This is a genomic window from Burkholderia aenigmatica, from assembly GCF_048627025.1.
Taxonomy (GTDB): Bacteria; Pseudomonadota; Gammaproteobacteria; order Burkholderiales; family Burkholderiaceae; genus Burkholderia; species Burkholderia aenigmatica.
Window position 1 is genome coordinate 1,352,017 of record NZ_CP184469.1, and the last position, 11,470, is coordinate 1,363,486.

The 11,470-nt window shown below is 65.8% G+C and carries 11 protein-coding genes; 4 read left to right on the forward strand and 7 right to left on the reverse strand.

Annotated features, from left to right (window positions below; genetic code table 11):
• Positions 1-10 precede the first annotated feature (10 nt).
• Together ACN8ZM_RS23120 and ACN8ZM_RS23125 are read right to left on the reverse strand one after the other, a co-directional pair.
• Positions 11-856: an AraC family transcriptional regulator gene (locus ACN8ZM_RS23120; protein ID WP_043183582.1), complete on the reverse strand. Its 846-nt coding sequence runs from the start codon at positions 854-856 to the stop codon at positions 11-13.
• 255 nt (positions 857-1,111) lie between these two features.
• Positions 1,112-1,669, reverse strand: a complete 558-nt coding sequence (locus tag ACN8ZM_RS23125) for an inclusion body family protein (protein ID WP_043183580.1) — start codon at positions 1,667-1,669, stop codon at positions 1,112-1,114.
• Positions 1,670-2,031: 362 nt separating this feature from the next.
• Here ACN8ZM_RS23125 and ACN8ZM_RS23130 point away from each other — a divergent pair, with 362 nt between their 5' ends.
• From ACN8ZM_RS23130 to ACN8ZM_RS23140, 3 genes are all read left to right on the forward strand, one after another.
• A complete protein-coding gene (locus ACN8ZM_RS23130; protein WP_420212482.1) occupies positions 2,032-2,586 on the forward strand; it encodes an AidA/PixA family protein in 555 nt (184 codons plus the stop codon).
• 121 nt (positions 2,587-2,707) lie between these two features.
• A complete protein-coding gene (locus ACN8ZM_RS23135; protein WP_301766507.1) occupies positions 2,708-3,262 on the forward strand; it encodes an inclusion body family protein in 555 nt (184 codons plus the stop codon).
• 390 nt (positions 3,263-3,652) lie between these two features.
• The gene (locus ACN8ZM_RS23140; protein WP_043183576.1) at positions 3,653-4,447 is read left to right on the forward strand and encodes an SDR family NAD(P)-dependent oxidoreductase; all 795 of its coding nucleotides are present in this window, start codon (positions 3,653-3,655) and stop codon (positions 4,445-4,447) included.
• A 24-nt stretch (positions 4,448-4,471) separates the two neighbouring features.
• On the opposite strand, the gene ACN8ZM_RS23145 is transcribed toward ACN8ZM_RS23140, so the two are convergent.
• The 5 genes from ACN8ZM_RS23145 to ACN8ZM_RS23165 all read right to left on the reverse strand — a co-directional run bounded on the left by ACN8ZM_RS23145 (position 4,472) and on the right by ACN8ZM_RS23165 (position 9,665).
• On the reverse strand, positions 4,472-4,846 hold the full coding sequence (locus ACN8ZM_RS23145) for a hypothetical protein (RefSeq protein WP_420212483.1): 375 nt from the start codon (positions 4,844-4,846) through the stop codon (positions 4,472-4,474).
• Between the two features lie 214 nt (positions 4,847-5,060).
• Complete coding sequence (locus ACN8ZM_RS23150; protein ID WP_043183575.1) at positions 5,061-6,131, reverse strand: AI-2E family transporter; 1,071 nt, start codon at positions 6,129-6,131, stop codon at positions 5,061-5,063.
• A 129-nt stretch (positions 6,132-6,260) separates the two neighbouring features.
• Positions 6,261-7,370, reverse strand: coding sequence for an NADH:flavin oxidoreductase/NADH oxidase (locus tag ACN8ZM_RS23155; protein WP_420212484.1), 1,110 nt, complete (start codon positions 7,368-7,370; stop codon positions 6,261-6,263).
• A gap of 157 nt (positions 7,371-7,527) precedes the next feature.
• Positions 7,528-8,214: a type 1 glutamine amidotransferase domain-containing protein gene (locus tag ACN8ZM_RS23160; RefSeq protein WP_420212485.1), complete on the reverse strand. Its 687-nt coding sequence runs from the start codon at positions 8,212-8,214 to the stop codon at positions 7,528-7,530.
• Positions 8,215-8,600: 386 nt separating this feature from the next.
• On the reverse strand, positions 8,601-9,665 hold the full coding sequence (locus tag ACN8ZM_RS23165; RefSeq protein WP_043183929.1) for a substrate-binding domain-containing protein: 1,065 nt from the start codon (positions 9,663-9,665) through the stop codon (positions 8,601-8,603).
• A 153-nt stretch (positions 9,666-9,818) separates the two neighbouring features.
• Here ACN8ZM_RS23165 and ACN8ZM_RS23170 point away from each other — a divergent pair, with 153 nt between their 5' ends.
• Positions 9,819-11,417, forward strand: coding sequence for a glycoside hydrolase family 68 protein (locus ACN8ZM_RS23170; RefSeq protein WP_420212486.1), 1,599 nt, complete (start codon positions 9,819-9,821; stop codon positions 11,415-11,417).
• Positions 11,418-11,470 lie beyond the last annotated feature (53 nt).

The following is an 11,470-nucleotide window of genomic DNA, read 5'->3' on the forward strand; positions in this document are numbered from 1 at the left end:
GGGCCGCCGTTCAGTTCGTCGCGCTGCGGTATTGCCCGGGCGTCGCGGCCGCGATCCGCCGGAACGCGCGCTGGAAATGCGCCTGGTCGGCAAAGCCCGCGTCGAGCGCGACGTCGGCGATCGGCCGGCCGCGGCGCAGCTCGGTGCGGCCGTACTGCACGCGGCGATCGATCAGGAACGCATGCGGCGTCATCCCGTAGCGCGCGTTGAACGCGCGGATCAGGTACGACGGCGACAAATCGGCCGCCGCGCAGATCGCATCGAGCGTGACGCCCTCACGGCAATGCGCGGCGATGTAGTCGGCCGCGCGCGCGAGCCTCGCGTTGTCGTCCCCGGCGCGCGGGTCGGGCAGCTCGCGATCGAGCGCGCCGTGCAGCGCCGTGAAGAACTCGACCGCCGCGCTCTCCTTGCCGAGCGGATCGATGCCGGGCGCGACGAGCGTGCGGTAGAAACCGCCAAATTGCGCGAACAGGTCGTGCCGCTCGGTCAACTTCGGCGAAAAGCCGTGAAAATCGCTGTTCGGATCTCGGCCGAGCGAATGCTGCAGCCGCGCGAGCCACGGCACGTCGACATAGACCATCCGGTATGCCCACGCGTCGGGGCCGTACGGATTGCACGCATGCACCTGTTCCGGATCGATGATCACCAGCACGCCGCGCCCGACGTGCTCGTTCGTCGCGCCGTTCAGGTAGGTGCTCGTGCCGCCGACGATCGCGCCCACCGAAAACGTGTCGTGCGTGTGCTTCGCGTAGCAGATCGCACGCCCGTCGTCGACGGTGCGCGCCTCGATGAACGGCAACGCGGCATCACGCCAGAACGGCGACGGTACGACGGATCGATTGGTGGTACGGCTCACGCGGCGGGCTCCCGGTTCGGACGACGAACGCTCACCGTACAAGACTGTGCGGCGCCGTGCAACCGCGCTCGCCCGGCGCAGCGCGGCGCCTGGCTGAATGGTCGTGCCCACGACAATGATCGTGGGCACGATCCTGCCCCGCCGACTTCCGACACGAGCGGTGGCGGATGTCCCGCTTACGCTGAAACGGCGCGCGTCCTGCCCCTGCTTGCACGCGTTTGCGCCTGCTCGGGAGCTGAAGCCGACAGGAGCGGGTCAGGCCGGAACGACGATCTTCGGATCCCACCAGTAGTAGCCGACCAGTTCCTGGTTTTGCCCGCCGACGAGCTTGTAAAGAGCGAAGCAAACGCCGAAATATTCCGTGCCGCTTTTCCGGACCGACGAGTCGAAAGTCGCGAACGTGAGTTGTTTCTTCAGCGGCGGCAGGCCATTGCGGGACCCCGAATCCGGGTTGGGTTCCACCGCGCCATTGCGGACGACCGTGTTGCAGACGAACGGATTGAATACCTCATCGCCTGAATAGCGCGGGATGTTGTAGATGATCACGGCATCGTCGGAGTTGTCGTAGATCGACACGCCGGTAAACTGGACGCGATCACCCGGGTATGCGATGAATTCCAGGTCGGCCGTACCCTGCCCCTTGATGCCACGCGCGCCGGTGCAAATCAGGAACTGGCCATTGTGGGCGATGCCGGTCGGCTTGGTCTGATCCTGGCTCGGGTTCGGATACGTCCTCTTGACCCATTCCGTATCGATCACCGCGATGATGTTGATGTCCTGTGCGCTCGATGCAAGAGTAACTTCGGTAGCCATGGTTAATCTCCATTCACTAAGCGTTATGAATTTGAATCCGACGACACGTCATTAGCGCGTCAGGATCAATATCATTCCCTTTGACCACCAAAATCAATTACAACCGATTACGCGGCGATGAGCATTTTTCATCACATGCGGCAACCTGAAATATCGCCCGGAAAAATCCATAAAAATCAATTACAGTCGATTACACGACAACATCACCCACTCCCGACCACAAAATCAATCCCCATTAAAATAAATCCCCCATCAAACCTGACAGGTATTAAAGCGGATATAAATGGATAATACTGACGAAGCGCATCGCCGATGCGCCACGCGCACCGAACGGGCAATTGACCCACCACGGAGGCACTCCAATGAAAGTCGATCCAAATAGCATCAATCTGGAAAAATCCGCTCAATCCATTCAAATTCTTGCAGTTATCGACACGAATTACATAAAGAGAAGCTACCCCAATCCGAGCCTGAGCGCGCAGAGCCCGACTCCCATCGCCAGCAATGCATTGTTCATGCTCAACGGCCACACGCCCGGCGTGAGCAGTTCGGAAGGAACCGGAAATCTGAGCCTGACATTGAATGTTGGCGACAAGGTATCCCTGATGGGGACGTCTCTGTCCGACAATTCGGGAGACGCCGCGCAGATTTACCACGTCCAGCAATACTCGGGCGCTCAGGTGTTCGGTCCGTTTGCCGCGGTGACCATCGAACAGGCTGGCGCTGCGAGTGCTGCCGAAACGCCCGACATCATCGCGACCTCGGCGCAATCGCAGGTCTTCCAGGCATTCGAATCCGTCGCAAGATCCTCCGGATCCGAGCGCCTCGCAACGTCTTTTGCGCTTTATACGCGGAGCCAAAACAAGAAAACCTTGTTCGGCTACTTCTTCTGGGTCTGGCAAGCCTCCGCTGCTTGAGGCAAGCGCGCCGACAACTCGCTCCGAAGCCATACGGGAGCGATTCAAGCCGGCAGGTTTTGCGCGGCGCCCTACCGTGCGCCGCCCCTTTTCCGCGATAAAACCAGAATGGAGCACCCGTATGACAGCCGATCTTGGAAGCCTCACGCTCGACACGCCCGCGCAGCAAATCGACGTCCTGGCCGTAATCGACACGGAATACATCAAGCAGAGGTACCCGCATCCGAGCAAGCAGCCCGAGTTACCGATCGCCATCGATCATCGCGCCGTGCGCCTGCTTTACACCGGCGCGCGGGGCGCGTCGATCGGAACTGGCCCGGCAGCCCCCGTTCTGACGCTGTATCCGGGCGACACGGTTTCACTCAGGGCCGTCTCCCTCTATGAAAACGCGGAAGACTCGGTGCTGATTTATCAGGTTTCGCACCTGTTCGGCCAGCAAGTCTTCAACCAGTTTTCGCAGGACTTCCTTGATGTGAATGCCGTACAGCTGAACCCCGAAACGCGCGACGGCCTGCCGCCGCTGACGAAACCGCAAACGTTCGTCAGCATCGGCGCCAAGGCAAGAGAAAGCGGGATAGAAACGCTTGGCGCCTGCTTCGGGCTCTATACGCTGGAAAGAAGTACCCAGGAGCTGTTCGGATACTACTGGTGGGACTGGTTCGTCACGTGCACCTGATGTTCGTGTTCCGGCGTTGAAGGTTCGCCCGTTCTGCGAGCAACGGTCGCGAGAGATGCTGGCAGCATGCACGACATCCGCCAGGATCGGCTGTTGCGCCGATCCTGGCGGGCCGGATATCGACGGGCTGCTATCGCAGCCGGCGAATACGTCATCGATCGGGTACCCCGCGCGTGAACCACGCGCGCTCGCGCTCGGTTGAGCCGAGCCGACAGCGATCTCGCGCGTCCGCAATACACGGCAGCGCTTCACTTCGCCCCCCGGAATTTCCGCGTGACCGCCGCCGACGCGCTCGCGACGTGGCCTATTGACCGGAATTTGCCTAAGCTTTGAATTCCGTCCGCCGCGGCACGCGCGGCGGCTCCCGTTCACTCTTCCCCCGCCACGCTCATGCAGATCGATCTGAAAGGCAAGACCGCTGTCGTCACCGCTTCCACCGCCGGCATCGGGCTCGCGATTGCCGAAGGGCTGGCGCGTGCCGGCGCGCGCGTCGTCGTCAACGGCCGCAGCGACGCGTCGGTGCAGTCCGCGCTCGCGCACCTGCGCGCGGCCGTCCCCGATGCGGGCTTCGACGGCATCGCCGCCGACCTGTCCGATGCCGCCGGCGCCGCGCGCATCACGCAGCACACGCCCGCGGCCGACATCCTCGTCAACAACGCGGGCATCTACGGCCTGAAGGCGTTCTTCGATATCGACGACGCCGAGTGGGATCACTATTTCCAGACCAACGTGATGTCCGGCGTGCGCCTCGCGCGGCATTACCTGAAGGGGATGATCGAACGCAACGCCGGCCGGATCGTGTTCATTTCGTCGGAATCGGGCCTGAACATCCCGGTCGACATGATTCATTACGGCTTCACGAAAACCGCGCAGTTGTCGATCGCGCGCGGCCTCGCGAAGCTCGCGGCCGGCACCGACGTGACCGTCAACTCGGTGCTGCCGGGGCCGACGATGTCGGACGGCGTGCGGGCACTGCTGAAGGAAACGGCCGACGAAACCGGCCGCAGCGTCGAAGACGTGGCCGTGGAATTCGTGCGCAACCACCGCTCGAGTTCGATCATTCAGCGGCCCGCGACGCCCCAGGAAGTCGCGAACCTGGTCGTCTACGTGTGCTCGCCGTTCGCCTCGGCGACGACGGGCGCCGCGTTGCGGGTGGACGGCGGCGTGGTCGACACGATCGCGTGACGCCGGGCGGGCACGGCCGCCGCGCTAGCGCGAAGCGGCCTTGCCCGGCGCGAGCGTGCCCTTGCGGTCGGCGTTCATGCAGGAATCGAAGCCGTGTTGCGTGACGACGCCGGCCCGGTCGAACACGACGAAATACTCGCGGTGATCGTTGACGTGCTCGATGAAGTAGTTGTAGCAGACGCCGCTACCGTTGCGGACCATCCAGACGCTGCGCGGATTGCCGCCGGCGCGGACGACATCGGCGCGCGTCGCGCCATGCCGCGACGCGGCCCGCGCGAGCGGCGTGCGCGAATACGAGAATGGCAGCCACGAGTCGAACCACGCGCAACCGTGCAACATCAGGCAGCTGGCGGCCAGGGACAGCGTCGCTGCGGGACGGGACATCGTAATCAATCGCATGCTTGGTGAAATCTGCTGCGCCATGCCGGCGTGATCGAAAGCGCCATGCTACTAGACCTTTGGGTCCGGATCGAAAAGAAATGTAGAGAACTTTATCCGGATCGCTGCAATGCAGGCTTCGGTACCAGCCGGATCGTCGCCCGTCGCGGCGGCCGGTGCGCGCTTGATCGCGCTTCCGTACCGCCGCGTCATGCGGCCGCCCCGGCGCGCATCGTCATGCAATCCATTCGGCCCACAGCATCGTCAGCACCGTCATCAGCGCGGGGCCGACGAACAGTCCGATCAGGCCGAACGTCTCGGCGCCGCCGAGGATGCCGAACAGCACGAGCAGGAACGGCAGCCGCGCGGAGCTGCCGATCAGCACCGGCCGCACGAAGTGCTCGGCGATGAACACGACGACGAACCCGAGCACGGCCACCACGATGGCCCACATGGTCGCTCCCTGGACGAACAGCCACAGCGCCGCGCCGCAGAACACGACCGGCGCGCAGAACGGCAGCATCGCGGCGATCGCCGTGACGAGGCCGAGCAGCGCCGCATGCGGAACGCCGGCCAGCGCATACGCGATGCCGAGCAGCGCGCCTTCGCCGAGCCCGACGACGACGAGCCCCGTCACCGTGCCGAACACGGCCGCGACCATCCGCTCGATCAGCTCCGCGCCGCTGCGCCCGAACGCGCGCCGCGCGCCCTGCAGCAACGCACCCGACAGCTTGTGGCCGGCGCGCAGGATCACGAACAGCGTGACGAGCATGAAGCCGAATTCGAGCAGCCCGTGCGCGAGCTTCGTGCCGAACTGCCGGCCGAACGCGATGAATTTCTCGCTGTTGACGCCGTGCATCGCGCTGGCCGCATGCAGCGGATGGCCGAGATTGGCCTGCCACCACTCGGTGATCTGCGCCGCGCCGTATGGCAGCCGGCCGACCACGTCCGGCACCGGGATGCCGTTGTCCTGGATCGTGCGCAGCCACTCGCGCAGGTCATGCGCCTGCCCGATCGCCTGGGTCGCCGCGACGGCCACCGGCAGCACGACCAGCAACGAGATCGCCGCCGTGATGACGAGCGCGATGAGCGTCGGGCGGTTGCGGAACAGCCGGTGCGATTCGAAGCGCTTCAGCATCGGCCACATCGCGATGGCGATCACGCAGGCCCAGGCGATGGCGGGAATGAAATCGCGGATCACCCACAGCGCGATGACCAGCAGCGCCGCATACAGCACGGCGCGGGAGATCTGCTGCGCGCGCGGCCGCGCGGCGGGATCGTGAGACGACGGGACATGTGCGCCCATGCCACCTCTGTCGAAATGAAAAAAATGGCGGTTCGCGCCGGCAACCAGCCGGCGCGAACCGCCATTCTATCCATCGGCGCCGGATCGGCGGCGCATCTGATGCGCGCGCCGCCCCGGCGACACACCCGTTCAGGCCACCTTGTCGGCGGTCCGGTAACGCTCGAGCCAGTGCGCGTACGGCGCGGGCAGCGTCCACGACGGACGCTCGACACCGAGCTGCTTGGCCGCGTAGTACGGCCAGTGCGGGTCGGCCAGATGCGCGCGGCCGACCATCACGAGATCGAGCTGCTGTTCCGCCACCACGCGGTTCGCCAGTTGCGGCGTGTCGATCCCCCACGCGGACGACACCGGCAGCCCGGCCTCGCGGCGCACGCGCTCGGCGATCGGCGCGAGGAACGCCGGGCCCCACGGAATCTGCGCGTCCGGCGTCGAGAAACCGACCGACACGCTCAGCATGTCGAGCCCTTCCTGCTTCAGCCGCTGCGTGAGCGCGATCGACTCGGCGAGCGTCTCTTCGTCACGGCCGTCGTATTCGATCACGCCGAAGCGCGCGGTCAGCGGCAGATGCTCGGGCCACACCTTGCGGACGGCCGCCAGCGTTTCGACGAGGAAGCGGCCGCGGTTCTCGGCCGAACCGCCGTATTCGTCGTCACGCTGGTTCGCATGCACCGAGAAGAAGCTCTGGCCGAGATAGCCGTGCGCGAAGTGCAGTTCGAGCCATTCGAAGCCCATGTCGCGCGCACGCTTCGCCGATGCGACGAAGTCGGCCTGCACGCGTGCGATGTCGTCGCGCGTCATCGCGCGCGGCGTCTTCGGCAGGTGCGCGCCGAACGGCACGGCCGACGGTGCGATGGTCTGCCAGCCGCGCGGATCGCCGTCGGCGATATGGTCGTCGCCTTCCCACGGGCGGTTCGCGCTCGCCTTGCGGCCCGCGTGCGCGATCTGGATCCCGGGCACCGCGCCGGCCGCCTTGATCGCCGCGACCGACGGCGCGAACGCTTCGGCCTGCGCATCGTTCCACAGCCCCGCGCAGCCCGGCGTGATGCGCCCTTCCGGCGACACGGCCGTCGCCTCGGCGATCACGAGGCCCGCGCCGCCGCGCGCGATGCCGGCCAGATGCACGTGATGCCAATCGTTGACGACGCCGTCCTCGGCGACGTACTGGCACATCGGCGGCACCGCGATGCGGTTGCGCAGCGTGACATCCTTGAGTTTGAACGGTTCGAACAGGGCAGACATCCACGACTCCTTTGCTTGGTTCTGCAAAACAACTGGAAACGCGTCGTGCAGGTCGCACGACGGAACGATTCGGGCCGTCGACGGGCCGGTTAGCGCCCGGCGACGGATACGGGACGGCGCCGGCCCGGCCGGCACCATCGGCTAGTGACTTAGCGGCTTAGCGGTGGCCGAGCTGCGCGAGCAGCGCTTCGGCGGCCGGTTCCGACGAGGCGGGGTTCTGCCCCGTGATCAGCAGCCCGTCGGTGACGACATGCGGCGCCCAGTCGGCGCTGCGCTCGAATTGCGCGCCGTTGGTCTTCAGCATGTCCTCGACGAGGAACGGCACGACTTCCGTCAGTTCGACCGCCGCTTCCTCGCTGTTGGTGAAGCCCGTCGCGCGCTTGCCGCGCACGACCGATTCGCCGGTCTGCGGGTTCTTCACGTGACGCAGCACGCCCGGCGCGTGGCACACGGCCGCGACCGGCTTGCCGGCCGCCAGCGCGCGCTCGATCAGGCCGATCGAATGCAGATCCTCGGCGAGATCCCACAGCGGGCCATGGCCGCCCGGGTAGAACACGGCGTCGTAGTCGTCCACGGACACGTCGGCCAGCTTGCGCGTCGAAGCCAGCTCGGCCTTGGCCGCCGCATCGGCTTCGAAGCGGCGCGTCGCGTCGGTCTGGGCGGCCGGATCGTTGCTTTTCGGGTCGAGCGGCGGCTGGCCGCCCTTCGGCGACGCGAGCGTCAGCGCGACGCCCGCATCCTTGAACGCGTAGTACGGCGCGGCCAGTTCCTCGAGCCAGAAGCCGGTCTTCTTGCCGGTGTCGCCGAGCGTGTCGTGCGAGGTCAGGACAACCAGAATCTTCATGATCGGACACTCCTTCGAAAGTGGATGGGAACGGGGCCGCCCAACCGGACAATCCGGCCGGCGCGGCACGCCTGTCGGTTAGTCAGCTGTGACGCGTCAACGTGCGACCCGCGTATCCGAATGTGGCATGCGCCTATTAGACCAGTCGTCTAGAACAATTCAAAATAAAACGACGGCGTCTCGCTGCACCATCAGCATCGCAGCGCGAAATGGCATTTTCGCGTCTTTGTTGCATGTGCCACGGACGTCGCCGCATTCACGAGGACGGATGATAGCCCCTGATTAGACCGGTCGTCTAGAAAACGGGCAATCGCCCCTGCCGCCGTCGTGGGCTTTTCGGCGGGGCGCGATCCGCGAGCGTTCGTGGTCGCTCGCGCCCCTCGCCTTCACCGCGCCGGCTGGCCGCGCAACGGACCGTCCGTGTCGCCCGCCTCGATTGCCGGCGCTTCGAGCCGCTGCTCGCGAACACCCTCCCCCAGCAGCCGCAGCATCAGTTCCGCGAGCGAGCGCCCCGATGCGTGGCCGGTCGGCTGCACGACCGCCGTCACGCGATGCGGATGCGCGATGTCGGGCGGCACGCCGTCGTAGACGATCAGCGACATGTCCTCGCCCAGCCGCAGTCCGCTGTCCATGAGCGCCCGAAACGCGCCGCCGCCCGCGATATTGTTGTCGACCAGCAGCGCCGTCGGCCGCTCGGCACCTGCGAGCAGCGCCCGCACCGCCTGCAGCCCGCCGTCGTGCGTAAACGGGCACTCGACGAGCAGCGCCGGATCCGGCTCGATGCCGGCTTCGTGCAGGGCCGACAGATAGCCTGCCCGGCGCTGCGCGGCGAAATTCAGGGTGAGCGGCGCGCTGATCATCGCAATGCGCCGATGCCCGAACGCCGTCAGGCGGCGCACCGCGTCCCGCGCGCCGGCCTCGTTGTCGAAATCGAACCACGCATACGGTTCGGCCACCTGCGTCCGGCCGTAGGCCACATACGGAAACGCGCTCGCCTGCAGGTACGCGATGCGCGGATCGTCGACCAGCGTGCGCGCGACGATCAGGCCGTCGACGAGCTTGCCGTCGACGATGCGCCGATAGGTGTCCAGTTCCGCGTTTGGTCGCGCCGACGCGATGATGAAATCGAGATTGCGTTCCGCGAGCCGCTCGGTGATGCCCGCGACGACTTCGCCGAAGCGCGGATCGCCGAGATCGCCCGCACCGAACGGATAGACGATCCCGATCACGTCCGCGCGACCGGTCGCGAGCCGGCGCGCGGTCGGGTCCGCCACATAGCCCATTTCCCGGGCAGCCCGCGCCACGCGTTCGCGCGTCGCTTCGCTGACGTCGTCGTAACCGTTCAGCGCGCGGCTGACCGTCGTCCGCGACAGCCCGAGCGCGTCCGATAGCGCCTTCAGATTCACCTTCACCGTCACCGTGTTCCTCGCATTCGATGCGCCGTGCGGCATGCCGATGGCCGGCAATTGTTTCCGCTCGGTAGTGATTACCGTCAAATAATTATCTTTTGACGTCCAAACCGGTTTGAAATAGCATCCAAACCGGTTTGGACATCGATGCCCACTCAGCCGTTCACTTTCACTTTCCCTGGAAACGACGACGAGATGACTTACTTTCCCCTTTTCCGCCCGACGGCGGCCCAACTTTTGCTCCTCGCTGGCGGCGCACTCGCCGCCCTCGCGTCCGTCGCGCATGCGCAGTCCGGCGGCACGGGCGCGCCCATGCCCACGCCGCATACGCAGCAGGCCTACGATCCCGAAGGCAACTTCACGATGCGCTGGACGCGGGCGGACATCCGCCAGATCGTCGCGCAATCGCACACCGCCGGCGCCGACAAGAACTCGCTGCCGCAAGCGCTGACGATGCCGGACATCCCGCAGGATTTCCCGCTGATCAATTCGAACGTGTGGGTGTGGGACACGTGGCCGCTGGCCGACCTGCGCGCGAACCAGCTCAGCTACAAGGGCTGGGAGGTGATCTTCTCGCTCACTGCCGATCCGCACGCCGGCTACACGTTCGACGACCGTCACGTCCATGCGCGCATCGGCTTCTTCTACCGACGCGCGGGCATCCCCGCGTCGCAGCGCCCCGCGAACGGCGGCTGGACCTGGGGCGGCCACCTGTTCCCGGACGGCGCCAGCGTCAAGGTGTTCGGCACCGCGCCGATGACCAACAACGCCGAATGGTCGGGCTCGGCACGCCTCACGCACGGCGACAACGTCAGCCTCTACTACACCGCGACGTCGTTCAACCGCTCGGCGCCCGGCGGCGCCGACATCACGCCGCCGCAGGCGATCATCACGCGTGCCGACGGCCACATCCACGCCGACGACAAGCACGTGTGGTTCAGCGGCTTCGACGATCACAAGGCGCTGCTGCAACCGGACGGCAACTACTACCAGACCGGCCAGCAGAACACCTACTTCTCGTTCCGCGATCCGTTCGTGTTCACCGATCCCGCACACCCGGGCAAGACCTACATGGTCTTCGAGGGCAACACGGGCGGCCCGCGCGGCGCGCGCACCTGCACCCAAGCCGATCTCGGCTACGCGCCGAACGATCCGTACAAGGAAGATCTCAACGCGGTAATGAATTCGGGCGCAGTGTATCAAAAGGCCAATGTCGGCCTGGCGATCGCGACGAACCCGCAATTGACCGAGTGGAAGTTCCTGCCGCCGCTCCTGTCGGCGAACTGCGTCGACGACCAGACCGAGCGCCCGCAGATCTACCTGAAGGACGGCAAGTACTACCTGTTCACGATCAGCCACCGCACGACGATGGCGGCCGGCGTCGACGGTCCGGACGGCGTGTACGGCTTCGTCGGCAACGGCATCCGCAGCGACTTCCTGCCGCTGAACGGCGGCAGCGGCCTCGTGCTCGGCAACCCGACCGACTTCTCCGCGCCGGCCGGCGCGCCGTATTCGCAGGATCCGAACCAGAACCCGCGCGAATTCCAGTCGTATTCGCACTACGTGATGCCGGGCGGACTCGTCGAGTCGTTCATCGATGCGATCGGCGCGCGCCGCGGCGGCACGCTCGCGCCGACGGTGAAGGTCAACATCAACGGAGCATCGACGGCGGTCGATCGCGCCTATGGACGCGGCGGGCTCGGCGGCTACGGCGACATTCCGGCGAACCTGCCCGCGACCGGCGCCGGCGCCAACGGCGGCAACAGCCAGGGCAATCAGGATAACCAACAATAACGAGCGCTGTTAAAGGCCCGGGGTTCGGGAGGCGCATATCGCGCGTGTCGCGT

Bases quoted from the DNA above. Each gene is read 5' to 3' on its own strand.
- ACN8ZM_RS23125 (WP_043183580.1), bottom strand. From the start codon at position 1,669: ATGGCTACCGAAGTTACTCTTGCATCGAGCGCACAGGACATCAACATC.
- ACN8ZM_RS23130 (WP_420212482.1), top strand. From the start codon at position 2,032: ATGAAAGTCGATCCAAATAGCATCAATCTGGAAAAATCCGCTCAATCC.
- ACN8ZM_RS23135 (WP_301766507.1), top strand. From the start codon at position 2,708: ATGACAGCCGATCTTGGAAGCCTCACGCTCGACACGCCCGCGCAGCAA.
- ACN8ZM_RS23140 (WP_043183576.1), top strand. From the start codon at position 3,653: ATGCAGATCGATCTGAAAGGCAAGACCGCTGTCGTCACCGCTTCCACC.
- ACN8ZM_RS23145 (WP_420212483.1), bottom strand. From the start codon at position 4,846: ATGCGATTGATTACGATGTCCCGTCCCGCAGCGACGCTGTCCCTGGCC.
- ACN8ZM_RS23150 (WP_043183575.1), bottom strand. From the start codon at position 6,131: ATGGGCGCACATGTCCCGTCGTCTCACGATCCCGCCGCGCGGCCGCGC.
- ACN8ZM_RS23155 (WP_420212484.1), bottom strand. From the start codon at position 7,370: ATGTCTGCCCTGTTCGAACCGTTCAAACTCAAGGATGTCACGCTGCGC.
- ACN8ZM_RS23160 (WP_420212485.1), bottom strand. From the start codon at position 8,214: ATGAAGATTCTGGTTGTCCTGACCTCGCACGACACGCTCGGCGACACC.
- ACN8ZM_RS23165 (WP_043183929.1), bottom strand. From the start codon at position 9,665: ATGCCGCACGGCGCATCGAATGCGAGGAACACGGTGACGGTGAAGGTG.
- ACN8ZM_RS23170 (WP_420212486.1), top strand. From the start codon at position 9,819: ATGACTTACTTTCCCCTTTTCCGCCCGACGGCGGCCCAACTTTTGCTC.